Annotated in this window: 19 protein-coding genes; 15 read left to right on the forward strand and 4 right to left on the reverse strand. The window is 52.2% G+C overall.

What is annotated here, in order from left to right; genetic code table 11:
* Window positions 1–24 precede the first annotated feature (24 nt).
* Both F7R27_RS05925 and F7R27_RS05930 read left to right on the forward strand, forming a co-directional pair.
* Window positions 25–255 carry a DUF2835 domain-containing protein gene (locus F7R27_RS05925; RefSeq protein WP_151703315.1) on the forward strand — a complete coding sequence of 77 codons (231 nt, stop codon included), beginning with the start codon at window positions 25–27 and terminating at the stop codon, window positions 253–255.
* 72 nt (window positions 256–327) lie between these two features.
* Window positions 328–1,356 (forward strand): quinone-dependent dihydroorotate dehydrogenase, encoded by a 1,029-nt coding sequence (locus F7R27_RS05930; RefSeq protein WP_151703694.1) that lies wholly within the window; start codon window positions 328–330, stop codon window positions 1,354–1,356.
* 90 nt (window positions 1,357–1,446) lie between these two features.
* On the opposite strand, the gene rmf is transcribed toward F7R27_RS05930, so the two are convergent.
* Window positions 1,447–1,653 (reverse strand): ribosome modulation factor, encoded by a 207-nt coding sequence (rmf, locus tag F7R27_RS05935; RefSeq protein WP_151703316.1) that lies wholly within the window; start codon window positions 1,651–1,653, stop codon window positions 1,447–1,449.
* A gap of 301 nt (window positions 1,654–1,954) precedes the next feature.
* On the opposite strand from rmf, the gene rlmKL reads away from it, so the two are divergent.
* Complete coding sequence (gene rlmKL, locus F7R27_RS05940) at window positions 1,955–4,132, forward strand: bifunctional 23S rRNA (guanine(2069)-N(7))-methyltransferase RlmK/23S rRNA (guanine(2445)-N(2))-methyltransferase RlmL (protein WP_168927440.1); 2,178 nt, start codon at window positions 1,955–1,957, stop codon at window positions 4,130–4,132.
* Window positions 4,133–4,195: 63 nt separating this feature from the next.
* On the opposite strand, the gene gltA is transcribed toward rlmKL, so the two are convergent.
* Window positions 4,196–5,479, reverse strand: a complete 1,284-nt coding sequence (gene gltA / locus F7R27_RS05945) for a citrate synthase (protein WP_151703317.1) — start codon at window positions 5,477–5,479, stop codon at window positions 4,196–4,198.
* Between the two features lie 421 nt (window positions 5,480–5,900).
* On the opposite strand from gltA, the gene sdhC reads away from it, so the two are divergent.
* From sdhC to sucD, 9 genes are all read left to right on the forward strand, one after another.
* A complete protein-coding gene (gene sdhC, locus F7R27_RS05950) occupies window positions 5,901–6,278 on the forward strand; it encodes a succinate dehydrogenase, cytochrome b556 subunit (RefSeq protein ID WP_151703318.1) in 378 nt (125 codons plus the stop codon).
* Window positions 6,272–6,619 (forward strand): succinate dehydrogenase, hydrophobic membrane anchor protein, encoded by a 348-nt coding sequence (sdhD, locus tag F7R27_RS05955; protein WP_151703319.1) that lies wholly within the window; start codon window positions 6,272–6,274, stop codon window positions 6,617–6,619. The genes sdhC and sdhD overlap by 7 nt, the downstream gene beginning before the upstream one ends.
* A 3-nt stretch (window positions 6,620–6,622) precedes the next feature.
* Window positions 6,623–8,398 (forward strand): succinate dehydrogenase flavoprotein subunit, encoded by a 1,776-nt coding sequence (sdhA, locus tag F7R27_RS05960; protein WP_151703320.1) that lies wholly within the window; start codon window positions 6,623–6,625, stop codon window positions 8,396–8,398.
* Between the two features lie 12 nt (window positions 8,399–8,410).
* Window positions 8,411–9,115: a succinate dehydrogenase iron-sulfur subunit gene (locus tag F7R27_RS05965; protein ID WP_151703321.1), complete on the forward strand. Its 705-nt coding sequence runs from the start codon at window positions 8,411–8,413 to the stop codon at window positions 9,113–9,115.
* 431 nt (window positions 9,116–9,546) lie between these two features.
* Window positions 9,547–12,378, forward strand: coding sequence for a 2-oxoglutarate dehydrogenase E1 component (locus F7R27_RS05970; RefSeq protein WP_151703322.1), 2,832 nt, complete (start codon window positions 9,547–9,549; stop codon window positions 12,376–12,378).
* 46 nt (window positions 12,379–12,424) lie between these two features.
* The gene (odhB, locus tag F7R27_RS05975) at window positions 12,425–13,654 is read left to right on the forward strand and encodes a 2-oxoglutarate dehydrogenase complex dihydrolipoyllysine-residue succinyltransferase (RefSeq protein WP_151703323.1); all 1,230 of its coding nucleotides are present in this window, start codon (window positions 12,425–12,427) and stop codon (window positions 13,652–13,654) included.
* A gap of 40 nt (window positions 13,655–13,694) precedes the next feature.
* Entirely contained in the window at window positions 13,695–15,131 is a 1,437-nt protein-coding gene (gene lpdA, locus F7R27_RS05980; RefSeq protein WP_151703324.1) for a dihydrolipoyl dehydrogenase, read from the forward strand.
* Between the two features lie 120 nt (window positions 15,132–15,251).
* Entirely contained in the window at window positions 15,252–16,418 is a 1,167-nt protein-coding gene (gene sucC, locus F7R27_RS05985; protein WP_151703325.1) for an ADP-forming succinate--CoA ligase subunit beta, read from the forward strand.
* Window positions 16,419–16,420: 2 nt separating this feature from the next.
* Window positions 16,421–17,296 (forward strand): succinate--CoA ligase subunit alpha, encoded by an 876-nt coding sequence (gene sucD / locus F7R27_RS05990; RefSeq protein ID WP_151703326.1) that lies wholly within the window; start codon window positions 16,421–16,423, stop codon window positions 17,294–17,296.
* A gap of 134 nt (window positions 17,297–17,430) precedes the next feature.
* Here sucD and F7R27_RS05995 read toward each other — a convergent pair whose 3' ends face one another.
* Window positions 17,431–18,102, reverse strand: coding sequence for a DUF3047 domain-containing protein (locus tag F7R27_RS05995; protein ID WP_151703327.1), 672 nt, complete (start codon window positions 18,100–18,102; stop codon window positions 17,431–17,433).
* Window positions 18,103–18,485: 383 nt separating this feature from the next.
* Between F7R27_RS05995 and F7R27_RS06000 the strand changes: the two genes are divergently transcribed.
* From F7R27_RS06000 to F7R27_RS06010, 3 genes are read left to right on the forward strand one after another with little or no spacing between them, the layout of a single operon-like run.
* Window positions 18,486–19,484 carry a TRAP transporter substrate-binding protein gene (locus F7R27_RS06000; protein WP_151703328.1) on the forward strand — a complete coding sequence of 333 codons (999 nt, stop codon included), beginning with the start codon at window positions 18,486–18,488 and terminating at the stop codon, window positions 19,482–19,484.
* On the forward strand, window positions 19,485–19,988 hold the full coding sequence (locus F7R27_RS06005; protein ID WP_240776258.1) for a TRAP transporter small permease: 504 nt from the start codon (window positions 19,485–19,487) through the stop codon (window positions 19,986–19,988).
* Complete coding sequence (locus F7R27_RS06010; protein WP_151703329.1) at window positions 19,985–21,244, forward strand: TRAP transporter large permease; 1,260 nt, start codon at window positions 19,985–19,987, stop codon at window positions 21,242–21,244. Before F7R27_RS06005 ends, F7R27_RS06010 begins: the two co-directional genes overlap by 4 nt.
* Before the next feature lie 20 nt (window positions 21,245–21,264).
* Here F7R27_RS06010 and F7R27_RS06015 read toward each other — a convergent pair whose 3' ends face one another.
* Complete coding sequence (locus F7R27_RS06015; protein WP_168927441.1) at window positions 21,265–22,077, reverse strand: substrate-binding periplasmic protein; 813 nt, start codon at window positions 22,075–22,077, stop codon at window positions 21,265–21,267.
* Window positions 22,078–22,087 lie beyond the last annotated feature (10 nt).

Below are 22,087 nucleotides of genomic sequence, written 5' to 3' on the forward strand. Positions count from 1 at the left end.
GCTTTTTCATGCCGGCAGACATCCATGAAGCACCTGATCGTTGATCTTTTTATTACCAAAGAAGAGTACCTCAAATACTATCGTGGCAGTGCTGCCTGGGTATCCGCAGTTGCCCGTGATGGCCGTCAGGTACAGTTTCCAGCCAGTACTCTCAGGCGCTATCTGACCCATGCCGGTATCCGAGGCTCCTTTGTCATCTACTATGATAATGCCGGTAAGCTGATTCAAGTGGATAAACTCGGCTCAATGACTTGAGTCACGCTGTCATTTTTATCCCTCATCACGTTATAATGCCTCTCATTTTCCGACCATGATCCAGAGATGACCATGCTTTATACGCTTGCCAGATCCCTGATGTTTAAGATGGATGCCGAGACGTCACACAATCTTGCCCTGAGTGGTATGAATGCTGTCTCGCGGCTGGGGTTACAGCGTCTTGCCGGTGCCAGGGCAAGCGACCTGCCAGTAGAGGTGATGGGTATTCGCTTCCCCAATCCGGTAGGTTTGGCGGCGGGGCTGGACAAAAATGGTATTGCCGTGGACGGGCTGGCGGCCATGGGCTTTGGCTTCATTGAGGTGGGTACAGTCACACCTCGGCCTCAGGAGGGAAACCCCAAACCGCGCCTGTTCAGAATTCCTGAGCATTCCGCCATCATCAATCGCATGGGCTTCAATAATGCCGGTGTTGATCAACTGCTGAAAAATCTTGAGGCCAGCAGCTATGATGGTGTGCTGGGCATTAATATCGGTAAAAACAAGGATACGCCCAACAAGAAGGCGCATGAGGATTACCTGCTTTGCTTCCGCAAGGTATATAGTCGTGCCAGTTATATTACGGTGAACATCTCTTCTCCCAATACACCGGGGCTTAGAACCTTGCAGTTCGGTGATTCGCTGAACAGTCTGCTGGATTGCATCAAGACGGAGCAGGCCAAGCTGGCTAGACTGTACAAGCGTTATACGCCTGTAACCGTTAAGATTGCGCCGGATATGGGGCCGGAAGAGTTTGAGTTGGTTGCCAATGCACTGATGACCTACGAAATAGACGGTGTGATTGCGACCAATACCACCCTGTCTCGTGATGGGGTCGAGGACTCTGAGTTCTGCGATGAGGCTGGGGGCTTGAGTGGCGCACCTGTTCGCAATCGTTCAACAGCGGCAATCATGGCGCTTTCCCGGCATCTGAATGGCAGGATTCCTATTATCGGTGTGGGTGGTATTACAGAGGGTTTTGATGCGGCTGAAAAACTGGATGCTGGTGCGAGTCTGGTACAGTTGTATACGGGCTTTATCTATAAAGGGCCAGTGTTGATTCGTGACTCGGTCAGAGCGATAGAGAAGTTGAATAAAACTTGATTTGATGTCGGCTTTTTTGCCTGGAGTGCTCCCTTAAAAGGGAGCCCTCCGTGAAAGGAATAACTGTATGCTCCGTTTTATGAGTTTAGTTTAACCGAGTGATGGATTAACCTGAATTGCAGAAACGCCAGACATCCCGTTCCAGTGTGCTTCGCGTCCTTCTCGCCAGCCTCTCATCCAGTGACTTCGTTTTTCAGCTTCAGTAACCGGACAATCCTCTTTGGATTTGCCCCCGATTCCCGCATTAAAGCCACGGCTGAAAAGAGTTGAGCTTGGATCTCGTTTCTGTCTTTTCATAAATATACGCCTCTCATGCTTCTATTTTTCATAGCGTGCGGCAATAAAAACTACAGTCGCCGCAAGTGGCAGTGAGCCTGGTAGAAAAATCAGGTCACATGTACATTGATAACTGAATTCTGATCAGAAAGCGATTTAAAAAAACTATACCTTCGATGGTTCTTGATAGTTGTACTCACAACGCAGCTGCAAAAATACGCCGCTAATCATGCTGTTAAAGGTTACGATTGAATGAACAAAAAATGATGAATTTTTTTCATATTCATGACAGCTGTTCGGTTGTTCTGAATCGAGGTTACAGATGGAAATAAACGACGCGAATACGGCACTGAATTTTTTTGTGACCTGTCCCAAGGGAATAGAGCAACTGTTGGCGGAGGAGTTGCAAGTGCTGGGTGCAGAAGCAGTTCGCCAGACAGTAGCGGGCGTGTCATGTCAGGGTGATCTGGCACTGGGGTACAGGATCTGTCTGTGGTCGCGTCTTGGCAGTCGTGTGCTGATGCCATTGGCAGAGGGAGCGGTCAGGGATGCGGATCAGCTCTATGCTGTCGTGCAGCAGGTTGACTGGCTTGATCATCTGCGGCCCTCGGGAACCTTGACGGTAGACTTCAATGGTCGCTGTGAGGGAATTAATAATACCCATTTCGGTGCCCTCAAGGTCAAGGATGCGATCGTTGACCAGATCCGGGATGCGACAGGGCAGCGCCCATCGGTAGATCGTCAGGCTCCGGATCTTCGCGTCAATGTACACCTTGCCAGAGAGAAGGCCGTTATATCGCTGGATCTGTCGGGTGAGAGTCTGCATCGGCGTGGTTATCGTCAGGAAGCGGGTGAGGCGCCTCTGAAAGAGAGTCTCGCGGCAGCGATTCTGATCCGCGCGGGATGGGTGGAGAAAAGTAGCGGGCAGGCTGTGCTGGTCGACCCGATGTGTGGCTCGGGCACCTTGCTGATTGAGGCCGCGCTGATGGCGACCGATACTGCCCCCGGGTTGCTGCGTCGACAGTTTGGCTTTGCGCGTTGGTTGGGTCACAGGGAGTCACTGTGGCAGGCGCTGCAGGCTGAGGCTGTTGAGCGCAAGAATGCGGGTGCCGCGAATGTTCTGGTCAGATGTCATGGCTCTGATCAGGATCCTCGAGTGCTCGAGAAGGCAAAGCATAATGCGCGGCGTGCGGGTGTTGATCATCTGATCAGCTGGAAGGTGCAATCTGTTGAAGAGTGCCAGGCTCCTGAGCTGGGGGAAGCCGTCGGCCTGCTTATCTCCAATCCACCTTATGGTGAGCGGCTTGGCGAGGTGGAGCAGCTGATGTTTCTCTATCAGCAGCTGGGCAGGGTGATGAAAGATCAGTTTGCCGGTTGGCAGGCAGGTATCTTTACCAGCAACCCTGAGTTGGGCATGGTGCTGGGCATGAAGGCGCAGAAGCGCTATCAGTTATTCAATGGCACGCTCAAAAGTCAGTTACTGATGTTCGAGATCTATGAAAATCAGCCGGTGCCAGAGGAGCGGGAAAATCAGCCGGATCAGGTTCAGCCCCTGTCTGAGCAGGCGCAGATGTTCGCCAATCGACTGCGTAAAAACCTCAAGCAGTACTCGCGATGGGTCAGAAAAGAGGATATCGACTGCTACCGTGTCTATGATGCCGATATGCCTGAGTATGCTGTTGCGGTGGACTACTACGCGGGTCAGGTGGTGGTGCAGGAGTATGCGCCTCCAGCTAACATTGACAAGGTGCGGGCATTCAGTCGCTTGAATGACGTGCTGCAGGTAGTACCGGAGGTGCTCAATGTGCCGGCTGATCAGGTGGTCCTGAAGCAGCGCAAGCGTCAGCAGGGGACTGAGCAGTATCAGAAGCAGGATGAAACGGACCATTTTTTCACCGTCACCGAGCACGGCTGCCAGTTGCTGGTGAATCTTCATGATTATCTGGATACAGGACTGTTTCTGGATCACCGGCCGATACGCCGGCATATTCAGTCTGTAGCTGCTGGCAAGGATGTACTGAATCTGTTCTGTTATACCGCGAGTGCAACGGTGCATGCCATAGTGGGTGGTGCGCGCTCGAGTGTCAGTGTGGATATGTCCACAACCTATCTGGCCTGGGCTAAGCGGAATTTCAGGCTGAACAATGCTGATATGAGTCAGCATAAGCTGGTACAGGCTGACTGTATGCGCTGGCTCGAAGAGCAGCACAAGCCGGCCTATGATCTGATCTTCATGGACCCGCCGACATTTTCCAACTCTAAGCGGATGGAAGGGGTGCTGGATGTACAGCGCGATCATGTTGTGCTGGTGAAGGGTGCGATGGAGTTATTGCGTTCGGATGGTGTGCTGATCTTCTCCAACAACTATCGTCGCTTCAAGCTCGATCATGAGGCGTTGGATGCATACGAGATAGTGGATATCACACATAAAACGCTGGATCCTGACTTCAAGCGCAGCGCCAAAATTCACTGCTGTTTTGAGATTCGTCACAAGCGTTAAAAGAACTGGAGGAAGATCGGGGATCCGGGACGCCCATCAGGCGCCCCGGAGCAAGGCAGGAAATTATTTCTTGCCTGGGTAGTCGCGCATCTCTGCGCCAGTGTAAAGCTGGCGTGGACGGCCGATGCGGTTCGGGCTGGAGTGGAATTCGTTCCAGTGGGAAATCCAGCCAATTGTTCTGGACAGTGCGAAGATCACTGTAAACATGCTGGTCGGGATGCCGATCGCTTTCAAAATGATACCTGAGTAGAAGTCCACGTTCGGGTAAAGCTTGCGCTCAACGAAGTAGGGGTCTTCCAGGGCGATCTCTTCCAGACGCTTGGCGATCTTCAGTAGCGGATCATTTTCGATACCGAGTTCGGCAAGCACTTCGTCACAGGTCTTCTTCATCACCTTGGCGCGAGGATCAAAGTTACGATAAACGCGGTGACCAAAGCCCATCAGTCGGAAGTTGTCATCCGGATCCTTGGCCTTGGCAATGAATTCGGGGATATTTGCTTCATCACCAATCTCCTCGAGCATGCTCAGCACTGCTTCGTTGGCACCACCATGCGCCGGTCCCCACAGTGCAGCAATACCGGCAGCGATGCAGGCAAAGGGGTTTGCACCGGAAGAACCAGCCAGACGTACCGTGGATGTGGATGCATTCTGTTCGTGATCGGCATGCAGTGTGAAGATGCGGTCCATGGCGCGTGCCAGGATTGGATTGACTTCATAGTCATCGCAAGGTGTAGCAAACATCATCTGCAGGAAGTTTTCGGCATAGCCCATTTTGTTTCGCGGATGCATGAACGGCTGGCCGATGGAGTATTTGTAGCACATGGCTGCCAGTGTCGGCATCTTCGCAATCAGGCGATAGGCGCAGACCTCACGGTGGTTAGCATCATTGATGTCCAGAGAGTCGTGATAGAAGGCGGACAGTGCGCCAACTACACCACACATGATAGCCATCGGGTGCGCGTCGCGGCGAAAACCCTTGAAAAACTGGCTCAACTGCTCATGTACCATCGTATGATTGCTGATGGTATGGCTGAACTTGTCGAGCTCTTCCTTGGTTGGCAATTCTCCGTTCAGTAGCAGATAGCAGACCTCAAGATAGTGTGATTTCTCGGCCAGCTGCTCAATCGGGTACCCACGGTGCAGCAGAATTCCCTTGTCGCCATCAATGTAGGTAATGGAAGAGTCGCAGGCAGCAGTCGACACAAAGCCCGGATCATAGGTGAAAAGACCTTTGCCGGTCAGTGGGCGCACATCGATGACATCTGGCCCGAGTGTGCCGGAATAAACAGGAAGTTCAATGACTTCGTCTAGACCATCGACCGTCAAACGTGCTTTTTTGTCAGCCATTGGTGGCTCCTATCATTTTGTTTGGGTTACAACGACTTATAGTTAGTCGCGTGGCCATGCCTTGTGGGTCAGGCCTTCAAAGACCTGAACACTATAGAGCGTGTCACGCGATTGTCAATCAGTCGAAGGGTCAAGTTGTTGCGATGCAGCATAGCTTTACATTATCAACTTGTTACGGGGAATTAGCCGATAGTATGAGTCGGTGTGAGGCAAGCAAAAATACTAGACCATTGTTGTACAAGCCACGTGGTTCGTTGTATTCAGCCTTTGAAGTGACTATACTGCGTGCCCTGAGTTGGTGACATCTCTGATGCAAAGATGGATCGGAGAGTGATCCAGTTCGTGCATTTCGAGGTACTGCTTCTGAGCACTTCCTAGCAACCAAGTCCTGCAACAGGGCTATTGAGTGTGAACTAGAGCCGTGAACAAGAAAAGACCTGTAAATCTTGATATTCGTACCATTAAATTGCCACTCCCGGCGATTACTTCGATCATACATCGTGTCACAGGTGTAGCGCTGTTCTTCGGTGCCATCTTTGTCGTGTATATCCTGGGGTTGTCGCTGGAATCTCAGTCGGGCTTTAACGCTGCGGCTGCGATACTCCGGGATAGTTTCCTGGCTAAACTCATCGCATGGGGATTTGTGTCTGCCCTGCTGTACCACATGATTGCCGGTATCAAACACCTGATTATGGATTTCGGATACTGTGAAGAGCTCGAAAGTGGTCAGCTGGCGGCAAAAGTGACTTTGATTGTAGCTGCGGTCGCAGTTCTGCTGGCGGGAGTATGGATATGGTAACTAGCATCACAAGTTTTGGCCGTAGCGGCCTTTATGACTGGATGATCCAGCGCGTAACCGCTGTCGTATTAATGGCGTATACGATTTTTATGCTGGCATACCTGCTGTTTAATCCAGGTCTGGATTATGCGCAGTGGAGTGCTCTGTTCCAGGGTACCTTCATGCGTCTGTTCAGCTTGCTGGCGATCCTGTCACTCGCTGCTCATGCCTGGATTGGTCTGTGGTCTGTTTCCACTGACTATATCAAGCCAACGGTACTGCGCTTCATGTTCCAGTCCCTGTGTGGCCTGCTGGCATTTGTTTATGTCGTGTGGGGCATTCAGATCCTGTGGGGTATTTAACACATGTCTTCTAGTCTGCGTACATTGAGTTTTGATGCGATTGTTGTTGGTGGTGGTGGTGCCGGAATGCGTGCAGCACTTCAGCTGACTCAGTCTGGCTTGAATACGGCCTGTATCACTAAAGTATTTCCTACCCGTTCTCATACCGTCTCTGCACAGGGTGGTATCACCTGTGCAATTGCCAGTGCGGATCCCAATGATGACTGGCGCTGGCACATGTATGACACGGTCAAGGGTTCTGATTACATCGGTGATCAGGATGCCATCGAGTATATGTGTTCTGTCGGCCCTCAGGCGGTGTTTGAGCTGGATCACATGGGTATGCCTTTCTCCCGCACGGAGATAGGTCGTATCTACCAGCGCCCCTTTGGTGGCCAGTCCAAAAATTTCGGTGAAGGTGGCCAGGCGGCACGTACCTGTGCTGCTGCTGACCGTACCGGACACGCACTGCTGCACACGCTGTATCAGGCCAACCTGAAAGGCGGTACAACCTTCCTGAACGAATGGTATGCCGTAGATCTGGTCAAGAATGCAGACGGCGCCATCGTAGGTACTATTGCCATCTGTATCGAAACCGGTGAAACCGTTTATATCAAAGCCAAGGCTACGGTTCTGGCCACTGGTGGTGCGGGTCGTATCTATGCGTCCACTACCAATGCCCTGATCAACACGGGTGATGGTGTTGGTATGGCGCTGCGTGCCAATGTGCCTGCTCAGGATATGGAGATGTGGCAGTTCCATCCAACCGGTATTGCCGGTGCGGGTGTTCTGGTCACTGAGGGTTGTCGTGGTGAGGGTGGTTACCTGATCAACAAGGATGGCGAGCGTTTCATGGAACGTTATGCGCCCAACGCCAAAGACCTTGCAGGTCGTGATGTTGTAGCCCGTTCCATGATCCTTGAGATTCTTGAAGGTCGTGGTTGTGGTCCAGACGGTGACCATGTTCTGCTGAAGCTGGATCACCTGGGTGAAGAGGTTCTGCACTCACGTCTGCCGGGTATCTGTGAGCTGTCTCAGACCTTTGCAGCGGTTGATCCTGTCAAGGCGCCGGTGCCTGTTGTTCCGACTTGCCATTACATGATGGGTGGTATTATCACCAACATCGGTGGTCAGGCGATCACACAGGATGCCGACGGTAATGATCAGATCATCAATGGTCTGTTTGCCTGTGGTGAGGCGGCTTGCGTTTCCGTGCATGGTGCTAACCGTCTGGGTGGTAACTCACTGCTGGATCTGGTGGTATTCGGCCGTGCGGCCGGCATGCAGATCGAGAAGCAGATGCGTGAAGGCTATGAAGTGGCTGACGCAACTCAGTCCGATATCGATGCAGCCATGGCGCGTCTTAATCGCCTTAACAACAGCACGGGTGGTGAAAGAACTGCTGAAGTTCGCAAGGATCTTCAGAACACCATGCAGCTGTATTTCGGTGTATTCCGCGATGGTGCAAGCATGGAGAAGGGTCTTGCTCTGCTGCAGGAGATCCGCAAGCGTGTCGAAAATCAGTATCTGGATGACAAGAGCCAGGCATTCAATACATCACGTATCGAAGCGCTGGAGCTTGATAACCTGATGGAAGTGGCTGAGGCTACCGCAATTGCGGCTGTGGAGCGTAAAGAGTCCCGCGGAGCGCATGCGCGTAACGACTTTACCGAGCGTGATGACGAAAACTGGCTCTGCCATTCGGTCTATTTCCCGCAGGATAAGCGTATAGGTAAGCGTGCCGTCAACTTCGCTCCGAAGACGATGGAAGCCTTCCCACCGAAAACTAGAACCTATTAAGGGGCTGATACGATGCTGGTAAGTTTATATCGCTATAACCCTGAAACGGATGATGTGCCTTACATGCAGGATATCCATATCGATATCCCTGGCGGCAAGGACATCATGGTGCTGGATCTGCTTCAGTTGCTGAAAGAAAAGGACACAACGCTGACCTTCAGGCGCTCATGCCGTGAAGGCGTTTGCGGGTCCGATGGTCTGAACATGAATGGCAAGAATGGTCTGGCCTGCATCACTGCTCTGTCGCAGGTTGTTGAAAAAGACAAACTGGTGCTGCGTCCTCTGCCTGGTCTGCCTGTCATTCGTGATCTGGTCGTGGATATGGGGCAGTTCTACAAGCAGTACGAGAAGATCAAGCCTTATCTGATCAATGATACACCTGCACCAGCCATCGAGCGTCTGCAGTCTCCTGAAGAGCGGGCTGAGTTGGATGGTCTGTATGAGTGTATTCTCTGTGCCTGCTGTTCCACTGCATGCCCATCCTTCTGGTGGAATCCCGACAAGTTCGTGGGGCCGTCTGGCTTGCTGCAAGCCTATCGCTTCCTGGCGGACAGCCGTGATACTGCAACGGATCAGAGACTGGCAGAGTTGGATGACCCCTTTAGTGTCTTCCGTTGCCATGGTATAATGAACTGTGTCAACGTGTGTCCTAAGGGTCTTAATCCGACCAAGGCGATTGGCAAGATCAGGAATATGCTACTGCAACAAGCTACCTGATCCATAATAATAAAAACGGCGCTTATGCGCCGTTTTTTTATGTCCAGGGATGGGCGGTATGCCGGCAACGCAGGAGCGGTTGCCAGGTATATGTGTAGAAAGCGTTTTGATACAAGTTGTAGAACAACAGGGTTGTCAACGGCGACAAACCGACGGCTTGTTAATACCAGGTCAGATTCGTGCGGAGGCTAGCCAAAAGCACAATGTCTTTGGCTACCATAAATTCTGTAGAATTTATCCCGTTTGAAACGTGGTTTCAGTGTTAACAGCAGGCTAAAAGTCGTAAAATGTGCGCCTGCGTGGTCAGGCAGTATAATAACGACTGTGCAGCATCACAGAATCGGTAATCAGCAAAGGGCGGCTGGCACTGGTTGAGCAGGGACTTGGTGCATCCTGCTTTCCGGCTTCCCCAGACTCAGGGTGATATAACAATGCAAGACAGCATGATGGAGCTGCTTTGGAAGAATGCACATCTGTATGGTGGCAATCTTTCATACGTGGAACAACTGTACGAAGCTTACCTGATGGACCCGAATGCCGTTCCTCAGGAGTGGCGTGAAGAGTTTGATCGTTTGCCTGCAACAGGCGGCCCGATCTTCCAGGATGTGCCTCACTCAGCAATCAGAGAGCATTTCCTTCACCTATCCAAGAACCAGAGGCGTGCTGCGGCACCGTCTGCCGACAGCTACAGCTCCGAACACGAAAAGAAGCAGGTGCGCGTACTGCGTATGATCAATGCGTACCGTGTGCGTGGTCATCAGGTTGCCAAGATTGATCCCCTGAACCTGTTGAAACGTGAACCGATTCCCGATCTTGAACTGCGCTTTCATGAGCTTTCAGAAGCTGACTACGACACCACATTCCAGCTCGGTTCGCTGTTTTTCGGTCCTGAAGAAGCCACACTGAAGAATATCCTGGCCGATCTGAAGAAAACCTACTGCTCTTCGATCGGTGTTGAGTATATGCATATCGTTGATACGCAGGAAAAACGCTGGTTGCAGTCGCGCATGGAGCCTGTGCGTTGCGATCCTGTACTCGATGCTGAAGTGAAAACCCATATTCTGGAACGTCTGACGGCTGCCGAAGGTCTTGAGAAGTATCTCGGCTCTCGCTATGCCGGTGCCAAGCGTTTCGGTGTGGAAGGTGGTGAAAGCCTCATTCCCTGTCTGGATGAGTTGATTCAGCGTGGTGGACGCCAGGGTGCGAAAGAGATCGTGATCGGTATGGCGCACCGTGGTCGTCTGAACGTGCTGGTCAATATCTTCGGTAAGAACCCATCTGACCTGTTCGGTGAGTTTGAAGGTAAAAAATTGCTGGATACCTCCGGTGACGTTAAATACCACCAGGGCTTCTCATCCAACGTCATGACGCCGGGCGGCGAAGTCCACATGGCTATGGCATTCAACCCTTCACATCTTGAGATAGTGTCTCCGGTGGTTGAAGGCTCGGTGAGGGCGCGTCAGGATCGTCGTGATGACGCTGTCGGTACGACAGTCATTCCGGTTTCGATCCATGGTGATGCAGCGTTTGCCGGTCAGGGTGTGGTGATGGAAACCTTCCAGATGTCCCAGACTCGTGCCTATAAGACTGGCGGTACGATCCACATCGTGATTAACAATCAGGTCGGCTTCACGACATCCAAGAAAGAAGATGCTCGCTCCACTGAGTACTGTACCGATGTTGCCAAAATGGTTCAGGCACCTATCTTTCACGTGAATGGTGATGATCCAGAGGCGGTGCGTTTTGTGACGCAACTGGCGTTGGATTTCCGTAATGAGTTCAAAAAAGACGTGGTTATCGACCTCGTCTGCTACCGTCGTCGTGGACACAACGAAGCGGATGAGCCATCCGGTACTCAGCCTTTGATGTACAAACAGATCAAGGTGCAGAAAACTACGCGTGAACTCTATGCGCAGCGCCTGATTAACGAGGGCGTCATCACAGAAGATGAGATCAAGGCGCTTGAACAGAGCTATCGCAAGGCGCTTGAAAACGGAGAGCATGTTGCCAACTCTCTGGTACTGGAGCCTAACAGTGAGCTGTTCGTAGACTGGAAGCCATACCTCGGGCACCAGTGGTCTTTCGACGCTGATACGCGTGTCGACATCAAACTGTTGCAGGAGCTTGGCAACAAGATGTGCCATGTACCGGAAGGTTTCGGTATCCAGCGCCAGGTTGAAAAGATCTATGATGACCGCCGACGTATGGCAGCCGGTGCCATGGAGATCAACTGGGGCTTTGCTGAAACGCTGGCATACGCCACTTTGCTGGCTGAAGGATACCCTGTGCGTCTGACGGGCCAGGATGTTGGTCGTGGTACTTTCTCGCACCGTCATGCCGTTCTGCACAATCAGAAAGATGCCAGCACTTATGTGCCCCTACAGCATCTGGACGAAAAACAGCCGGATTTTGATATCTTCGACTCCTTCCTGTCAGAGGAAGCAGTACTGGCCTTCGAGTATGGCTATGCCACCACCATGCCAAATACCATGGTGATCTGGGAGGCTCAGTTCGGTGACTTTGCCAATGGCGCACAGGTAGTGATCGATCAGTTCATAACCAGTGGTGAGCATAAGTGGGGGCGTCTGTGTGGCCTGACCATGTTGCTGCCACACGGCTTTGAAGGGCAGGGGCCAGAGCACTCTTCTGCGCGTCTTGAGCGTTTCCTTCAGCTCAGTGCCGAACATAATATCCAGGTGTGCGTTCCGACCACGCCTTCACAGATATTCCACCTGATTCGCCGTCAGACAGTACGCCCTCTGCGCAAGCCGCTGGTAGTCATGACTCCGAAATCACTGCTCCGTCATAAGCAGGCGGTGTCGACGCTCGACGAACTGTCAGAAGGCAGCTTCCAGCCGGTAATCGGTGAGATCGATACGCTGGATCCGAAGAAGGTTAAGCGCGTAGTTCTGTGCAGTGGTAAGGTCTATTTCGATCTGTACAACAAGCGTGCAGAGCTTGAAAAAGACGATGTTGCGATTATTAGAATAGAGCAGCTATATCCCTTCCCTGAAGAGATTCTGGGCCAGGTGATTGCAGATTACACGAATCTCGAATCCGTGGTCTGGTGTCAGGAAGAGCCTATGAATCAGGGCGCCTGGTACTGCAGTCAGCACCATATGCGTCACGTGTTGCATCGCCACGATCCAAAGCTGTTCCTGACAGGTGTTGGCCGGCCACATGCAGCAGCACCGGCAGTAGGCTATATTTCTGTTCATCTTGAGCAGCAGGAACAGCTTCTGAACGAAGCGATTAACGGTTAACGACAGGTTCGATTGCGAACTACCAGAGCAGTTAAAAGGAAACAGCATGTCCATCGAAATTAAAGCACCGACTTTCCCTGAATCCGTGGCCGACGGTACCGTTGCAACCTGGCATAAACAGCCGGGTGACTCCTGCTCCGTTGATGAACTGATCGTTGATATCGAAACCGACAAGGTCGTCCTTGAAGTGGTGGCACCTGCAGACGGTGTTATCAAGGAAATTCTGAAGGCTGAAGGCGACACGGTTCTGAGTGAAGAGGTTCTGGCGCTGTTTGAAGCGGGTGCCGCTGCGAGTGCAGCGCCTGCTGCAGCGGCATCAGCGCCTGCTGCAACTTCAACTGATACTGCAGCAACAGATGCTGACAAGGTCGGTCCAGCCGCACGCAGACTGATCGACGAGCACGGCCTGGATGCATCCAAAATCCAGGGTAGTGGTAAGAATGGTGGCATCACCAAAGAAGATGTTCAGGCATATATCAACAGCCAGTCTTCTGCACCGGCAGCAGCACCTGCAGCAGCGCCAGCACCTGCTGCCAAAGCTGCGGCGCCTGTTGTCAATGTAGCGGCAGGTGAGCGTGTCGAGAAGCGCGTTCCGATGACCCGTCTGCGTGCGACTATCGCCAAACGTCTGGTTGAAGCTCAGCAGAATGCTGCGATGCTGACCACCTATAACGAAGTCAACATGAAACCGATCATGGAACTGCGTAAGCAGTACAAAGATCTGTTCGAGAAGACACATAATGGCACCCGTCTGGGCTTCATGTCCTTCTTCGTCAAGGCTGCTACTGAAGCACTGAAGCGCTTCCCTGCAGTCAACGCATCTATTGATGGCAACGATATGGTGTACCATGGCTATCAGGATATCGGCGTTGCCGTATCGACTGAACGTGGTCTTATGGTTCCTGTGTTGCGTGATACGGATGCCATGAATCTGGCTGATGTTGAAGCCGCCATTGCCGATTTCGGTCAGCGTGGTCGCGATGGTAAGCTGGGTATGGATGATATGCAGGGCGGAACCTTTACCATCACTAACGGGGGTGTATTCGGCTCACTGATGTCGACACCGATTCTGAACCCGCCGCAGACTGCGATCCTGGGTATGCACAAGATCCAGGAGCGTCCGATGGCTGTTAATGGTCAGGTCGTTATTCTGCCTATGATGTATCTGGCACTGTCATATGACCACCGTATGATTGACGGTAAGGAAGCGGTACAATTTCTGGTTACAATAAAAGATCTGCTCGAAGATCCGGCCCGCATGCTGCTTGATGTATAAGACAGCTGGTAACCCACGTGTTAACGACAGGATTGATTAAATGTCTGATAAATTTGATGTAATTGTTATTGGTGCAGGCCCTGGCGGGTATGTTGCTGCAATTCGCGCTGCTCAGCTTGGTCTGAAAGCTGCTTGTGTTGAGAAGTGGGTCGACGACAAGGGGACTCCTGTTCTGGGAGGTACCTGCCTGAACGTTGGTTGCATCCCCTCCAAGGCGCTGCTTGAAACCACTCACAAACTGCATGAAGCTCAGCATGGCTTTGCGGCTCAGGGTATCGTTGCTGAGAATGTTCGCATCGACACCAAGCAGATGGTTGCGCGCAAAGACCAGATAGTCAAAAACCTGACCGGTGGTATTGCAGGTCTGTTCAAGGCTAATGGCGTGACCCTGCTGCAGGGCAAAGGCAAACTGCTGGCTAACAAGCAGGTTGAAGTCACTGCGCAGGATGGTGCCGTGACTGTCTACTCTGCAGAAAACGTGGTCCTGGCTGCCGGTTCCGTACCGGTTGAAATTCCGCCGGCTCCACTGACCGAAGGTCTGATTCTGGACAACGCCGGTGCTCTGGATATCGACGAAACGCCAGAGCGCCTGGGTGTTATCGGTGCGGGTGTCATCGGTCTGGAAATGGGCTCCATCTGGGCGCGTTGCGGCTCTAAAGTCACTGTACTTGAAGCGATGGATAGTTTCCTGCCTGTAGCCGACCAGGACGTAGCTAAAGAAGCTCAGAAGCTGCTGACCAAACAGGGACTGGATATCAAACTGGGTGCGCGTTGCACTGGTACTGAAATCAAAGGTAAAGAGATCACCGTCAAGTACACTGACGCCAATGGCGATCAGGAGCTGGTGGTCGATAAGCTGATCGTAGCTGTTGGTCGTCGTCCTTTGACTCAGGATCTGATCAGCGCAGACAGCGGTGTGAAACTGGACGAGCGTGGCTTCATCTTCGTTGATGATCAGTGCCGTACGGATGCGCCGGGCGTCTATGCGATCGGTGACATTGTTCGTGGCCCGATGCTGGCACACAAGGCATCGGAAGAGGGCATCATGGTTGTTGATATCATTGCCGGTCATAAAGCCGCAATGAACTACGACTGCATCCCGAACATTATTTATACCTTCCCTGAGCTGGCATGGGTGGGTAAAACCGAGCAGGAACTTAAATCTGCCGGGGTCAAAATAAAAGTCGGCAAATTCCCGTTTGCGGCCTCTGGTCGTGCAATGGCAGCGAATACGACAGAAGGTTTTGTCAAAATGATCGCTGACGAAGAAACGGACAGAATACTGGGTGTTCATATGGTCGGAGGCATCGCTTCCGAACTGATCGCTCAGGCCGTTATTGCAATGGAGTTCTGCTCGACTGCAGAGGATCTGCAGCTAACGGTATTCGCTCACCCAACCGTGAGTGAGGCGGTACATGAAGCTGCTCTGGCAGTGGATAATCACGCCATCCACATTGCAAATCGCAAGAAACGCTAATAAGTGCTGCGATGCAGATGAGGCGCTAGTTTCGTCTGCCGTAGAGCAGCAAAGTGCGTGCAACGAGGTCTCTGACCGCAAGCGTTGTGCATGTTTAGTCAAATTTCAACGGATTAGAACATGAACCTTCACGAGTACCAAGGCAAACAGTTGTTTGCTGAATACGGTCTGCCGGTTTCCAAGGGTTTCGCGGTAGAAACACCAGAAGCAGCTGCTGAAGCAGCTGAAAAAATTGGCGGAGACATGTGGGTTGTTAAAGCCCAGGTTCACGCCGGTGGACGCGGTAAGGCTGGCGGCGTCAAGCTGATCAAGTCTCCTGCTGAAGCAAAAGAGTTTGCTGAAAAGTGGCTCGGCAACCGTCTGGTGACTTACCAGACAGACGCCAATGGCCAGCCAGTCACCAAAATTCTGGTTGAAACCTGCACAGATATCGCCAATGAGCTGTATCTGGGTGCTGTGGTTGATCGCTCAACTCGTCGTATTGTCTTCATGGCTTCTACTGAAGGTGGTGTTGAGATCGAGAAGGTTGCAGAAGAAACGCCTGAAAAAATCCTCAAGGCAACTATTGATCCAATGACTGGCGCTCAGCCTTATCAGGGTCGTGAACTGGCTTTCCAGTTGGGCCTGAAAGGTGATCAGATCAAACAGTTCGTCCATATCTTCATGGGTCTGGCGAAAATGTTTGAAGAGAAAGATCTGGCGCTGCTCGAGATCAACCCTCTGGTTATCACAGAGCAGGGTAACCTGCACTGCCTGGACGCTAAAATCGTGATCGACAGCAACGCGGTTTACCGTCACAAAGATATTCAGGAAATGCACGATCCTTCACAGGATGACGAGCGCGAAGGTCATGCTGCCAAGTGGGAACTGAACTACGTTGCCCTGGAAGGTAACATCGGCTGCATGGTTAACGGTGCTGGTCTGGCGATGGGCACCATGGACATCGTCAAGCTGCACGGTGGTCAGCCTGCCAACTTCCTTGACGTAGGCGGCGGTGCAACCAAAGAACGCGTAACTGAAGCGTTCAAGATCATCCTGTCTGACGACAGCGTGAAAGCCGTTCTGGTTAACATCTTCGGTGGTATCGTACGTTGTGACCTGATTGCTGATGGCATTATCGGTGCAGTCAAGGAAGTCGGCGTTAACGTACCTGTTGTTGTGCGTCTGGAAGGTAACAACGCAGAGCTGGGTGCACAGCGTCTGGCAGAGTCTGGTCTGGATATCATTGCAGCAACCAGCCTCACGGATGCAGCTGTTCAGGTCGTTAAAGCAGCGGAGGGTAAATAATCATGGCAATTCTGATTAACAAAGACACCAAGGTAATCTGTCAGGGTTTCACTGGTGGCCAGGGTACCTTCCACTCTGAACAGGCTATCGCATACGGCACCAAAATGGTTGGTGGTGTTACACCGGGTAAAGGTGGCACTGAGCACCTTGGCCTGCCTGTATTCAACACCGTTAAAGAAGCAGTAGAACAGACTGGTGCTGAAGCATCTGTGATCTATGTTCCTGCTGCCTTCTGTAAAGATTCTATTCTGGAAGCCGCTAACGCTGGCATCAAACTGATCGTCTGCATCACTGAAGGTATCCCGACTCTGGATATGCTGCAGTGCAAAGTGAAGTGCGATGAGTTGGGTGTTCGTCTGATCGGACCAAACTGCCCGGGTGTTATCACTCCGGGTGAGTGCAAGATCGGCATCATGCCTGGTCACATCCACCTGCCGGGTAAAGTCGGTATCGTTTCACGTTCAGGTACACTGACGTATGAAGCGGTCAAGCAGACTACAGATGCTGGTTTCGGCCAGTCTACCTGTGTTGGTATCGGTGGTGACCCGATCCCTGGCTCCAACTTCATCGACATTCTGGAAATGTTCCAGAATGACCCACAGACCGAAGCGATCGTCATGATCGGTGAGATCGGTGGTTCTGCTGAAGAAGAAGCGGCTGCCTACATCAAAGCCCACGTAACCAAGCCTGTGGTTTCTTACATTGCCGGTGTCACTGCACCTGCTGGTAAGCGCATGGGTCATGCTGGTGCGATCATTTCCGGTGGTAAGGGTACAGCAGCTGAGAAGTTCGCTGCCCTGGAAGACGCAGGCGTTAAAACTGTGCGTTCACTGGCCGATATCGGCAAGGCACTGACTGAGATCACTGGCTGGAAATAATCCTTCCAACCTTTGCTCCAGCGTACAAAAAGGCAGCCTCGGCTGCCTTTTTGTTTCTATTTACCGCCCAATTCAATGCTTACCTATGTGCAGCGAGGAGGTGAGAGAACGCAGGTGTATGGCATCGCCTGTGACTAATCGCCCTTTTGTCCGAGCGGCTGTGGCGATGCAGAGAAGTAGATGTCGCCATACCAGGCCCTCACCGTGCCACCGGTATCATCAGCGTCCGTCATCAATGCCACCCCATCGATAATATCAATGTCGATGCCAAAGACCTCCCTGAGGTCTTCACGCACGTTCCGTACATGGGTTACCCACTGGCCCACCAACTCGGGACCGCTATCCAGCGCCAGCATCTGTGCATTATCTCCGGCGTAGGCGTTGGGCCATCGGCTCCCCACTGGTTGGTGGTTGGACCACACATAATTGAGGGCTCGGGTACGCCAGAATGCCAGTCCGTTTCTTTTCACCACATAGATGCGCGCGGGGTAGTCATCGCCAGCCTTGGTGAGCTCATCCACACCGTCAATAATAGAGTCGATCCGCCAGCGCCAATGCAGGTATGGGGTTTCGCGCAAATCGATGTTCAGGGTGCGGTACAGTGCGCTGGCAGTACCGTTGGCGTCGGCTTGTAATACGCTCTCTCCATTGAGGTCAACAAGGCTATAGGTGGTTTTGCCATTGAAGGAGCGCTCACGCCACTCCTCCAGTCCGCTGGAAAAATCGCCGACTAATACTCTGTCTGAAGCGGAGGCGGTACCTGCCAGCATCGCTAATAACAATATTGGTGTGAAGATCCATTGCATTAAGATTCGCTCCGTATCAGCAGATTGTGCAGCAGCAGGTCGCTGATGGCGTGGTCGGTGTTTTCAAACAGAGCCAGACACTGCCGGGCAGTATCCGTTACGGGGTAAGTTAAGCTCGGTGTAACTATAGGTCATATGGTCGAGTGATAGAAGTGGCTACGGTACCTTACACAGGTGAGCTGGCATACGAGGGTGCCATGATCACATGGATAGCTAAAAACCTTACCTTACATCAGGTTAGTCTTATGTTGCATTTATCCTGCTGGCGTTCTACTCTCCGATAACTTAAACGGAATTGAATATATGCCCCACCTCCCTCAAAAGGATAGGGTACTGCCTGCAAAGGCGTCATGCTGGACGATAAACAATAAAAGGATAGAAGAATGAAATCGTTTAATCGTATGTTATTGAGTGTTGCGCTGGCTGCTGCTGTCAGCGCCGGTAATGTTGCCGCTTCTACTCTGGAGTCCATGAAGCCTGTTTCACTGCGACTTGCACATGTTGTGAACGAGCAGGATGGGTTTCATATCGCTGCAGTAAAATTTCAGGAGCTTGTGGCTGAAAGAACTGATGGCAAGGTGAGTGTCGAGATCTTCCCGAACGCATCCTTGGGTGATGAGCGTACGCTGCTGGAAGGCATGCAGATTGGCACGGTCGATATGGGTGTTATCACGAATGGTCCGGTTGCCAATTTTGTTGAAGAGATGGCTGTTTTCGAGCTGCCCTTCCTGTTTGCTTCACCGCAGGAGGCCTATGACGTGTTGGATGGCCCGATAGGTCAGGAGCTGCTGGATAAGCTGTCTGAAGTCAACTTGAAAGGGCTTGCCTACGCTGAGCGCGGCTTCCGTAACCTGACCAACAGCGTACGTGCAGTTCATTCGCCCGATGATATTCAGGGGTTGCGCATACGCGTGATGGAAAACCCTGTGTATACCGATACGTTCCGTGAGTTGGGTGCCAATGCTGTGCCAATGGCCTGGACGGAGGCGCTGACTGCCATGCAGCAGGGAACGATTGATGGTCAGGAGAATCCGGTTAACGTAATTCACTCCTTCAAGCTTAACGAAACCCAGACGCATATGACACTGTCACGTCATACTTATGCACCAGCCATTTTTGTGATGGGAATGGGAGTATGGAACCGTCTGCCTGAAGAGGCTCAGGGTGTTCTGGTGCAGGCGGCTAGAGAAGCAGCAGCGCATGAGCGTCAGATGAATGCGGATATGGAGTCCCAGCAGTTAGCCGATCTCAGAGCAGCAGGTGTGAACATTGTCGAAGATGCTGATATAGCAGCGTTTCAGGCTGCAGTAGCACCGGTGTATGAGAAGTATGGCGATCAGTTCGGTGACTATCTGGAGCGTATTCAGCAGGCACTGCAATAAGTGATAGGGTTACTTCAAAAGCTTGAGCGGGGTATTGATGCCATTTTGCAGCCGGTTGTCGTTCTGGGCATGCTGGCGCTGATTGGTGTCATTACTCTGCAGATCATTTCCCGCGTGTTTTTCAATGCGGTCCCCTGGACGGAAGAGATCGCGCGCTTTCTGCTGATCTGGATCACCTTTCTGGGGGCTGCGCTGGCGTTTCAGCGCGGGCGCCATATCGCAGTGACCTTTGTTGTCGATACCTTGCCCTTGGGGATTAAAAAGGTCGCTCGCATATTGGCGTGTCTGATCATCATCGGTTTTATGCTCTCGCTGGTAATAATCGGCTATGAGTATATGCAGGTGCAGAGTTTTCAGAAGTCACCCTCGCTGCGTTGGTCCATGTACTATGTCTATGCCATCATGCCGATCAGTGCGGCACTGATGTTGTTTTATGCCTTGATTGATTTGCTGGAGCTGGTGACCAATCGTGTACCCGCTCCGACTGCTGAGCCTCCCATATGACTGCTGTGCTCTTCTTGCTGTTTTTCCTGTTCATGCTACTGGGTGTGCCGATTGCGCTGGCTATCGGCGCCAGTACCCTGTTGGCGCTGCATGCTCAGGGTGTTCCGCTGATGGTGGTAACTCAGCAGATGTTTCAGGGTATCAACTCTTTTGCACTGGTTGCCGTGCCGATGTTTATCCTGACCGGTGATCTGATGGCTCAGGGTAAGATCAGCGAAAAACTGGTCAACTTTGCGGATTCGCTGTTTGGATTTCTGAAGGGTGGGCTGGCGATAGTATCGGTAATGGCGGGCATGTTCTTCGCCGCAATTTCTGGTTCCGGTGCTGCAACAACAGCGGCTGTCGGCTCAACGCTGGTGCCGGAACTGAAGCGCAAGGGCTATGATCCAGCCTCTGCTGCGAGCCTGATAGCAGCCAGTGGTACCATCGGTGTGGTCATCCCACCCTCTGTACCGATGATCATCTATGCGGTAATTGCTCAGGAGTCGGTTGCCAAACTGTTCCTGAATGGCTTTTTACCGGGGTTGGCGATGGGGGTAGGTTTGATGGCGGTTGCAATAGTGCAGGCGTATCGTCGCAACTATCCCAAAGGCACGCCACTGTCACTGAATACGATCCTGAGGACGCTGAAGAGTGCCAGCTGGGGTTTGATGACGCCGGTGATCATTCTGGGAGGAATTTTCTCGGGCATATTCACGCCGAGCGAGGCGGCTGTAGTTGCTGTTAATTATGCTTTGCTTGTATCACTGTTTATCTACCGTGATCTGACCTTGCGCCAGATCTATCGCATTCTGATCCGCTCGGCTATCACCACATCTGTGATCATGCTGGTCATTGCCACATCAGCGGTGCTGAGCTGGACACTATCCAGTTGGCAGGTTCCGAGTGCGTTGGCGAATACGGTTCTTTCTTATTCCACCAATCCCTACATTATCATGCTGCTGGTGGTGCTGGTGATCTTGCTGACTGGGGTGTTCATTGAAACAGCCAGTGCGCTGATCATCCTGACACCGGTCCTGCTGCCGCTGGTGACGAAAATCGGGATAGATCCGATTCACTTTGGCTTGATCATTGTTGTTGGGCTTGCGATAGGTATGATCACACCACCCGTGGCGATCAATCTCTATGTGGCCTCCTCGGTGACACAACTGCCGCTGGAGACAATTACGCGTGCCATCATACCCTATCTGCTGGTATTGATCGCGGTGCTGATGCTGGTTGTCTATCTGCCCATCATGCTGGGCGGGCTGGGGTGAGAGAGGCCAGCTATTCTCGCTCAGTCACTTTCGGAAACCAGTGTGGGAAACCAGTGCTGTCTGATTTCACTCAACCGTCCTGAGGCCTTCAGATGCTCAACACCCAGATCAAAGACCATTAACATATCACGGCCTGTGGGGTGGCTTTTGCTGGCTGTGGCATATTCAAAAGTTTCTCCAAAGGAGGGGTGTTTTGTGTAGGGGTTTGGCAGACCCGCTTCACTCAGTGCATAGTCGAAGTTGGTTTCATAGCCAGCCAGCCCATCGATCCTTCCTGCATCCAGCATCTGGAAACCCTGAAGTATGTCGGACAGTCCATATTTGTAAAAGCCCGTGGCTTGTTCCCACTCCGCTCCGTAGTTCCATCCACGCATGGCTCCGATCGTGAGGTTATGCAGTGATGCCAGCCCGTCCCACTCCAGAGTTTTGTCCGGCAGGGTATAGATGATAAAGCGGGCTTCATTGATAGGGTTTACCGAGTAGTGGAAATACTCGGTCCGCTCCTCGTTATATCCGGTAGGAAACAGGATCTCGACTGAATCGCTGCGGGCCATCTCGAAAGCGCGGGTCCAGGGAACGACATGAATCTGGATGGTATAGCCCTGGCTGTGATAACTTTCACGCAGGATGTCCCAGCTGAATCCCTGCAGGCTGCTTGAATCCTGTCCGGGAGGAATACGCTCTTCAACAACTCTCTTTGTATCGGGTTTATTGAAAATCAGAGGCGGGTAATCTGTCAGGGTAGCGACACTGACGATGCGCTCATCCGCTTGAGCTGCCGTCAGGGTGAGGAGCAGGCAGGTCAGTGGTATCAGTCTCAGTCTGAAAAGCATCAATAGTTCC

It is taken from the genome of Nitrincola alkalilacustris, assembly GCF_008973755.1.
GTDB classification, from domain to species: Bacteria; Pseudomonadota; Gammaproteobacteria; order Pseudomonadales; family Balneatricaceae; genus Nitrincola; species Nitrincola alkalilacustris.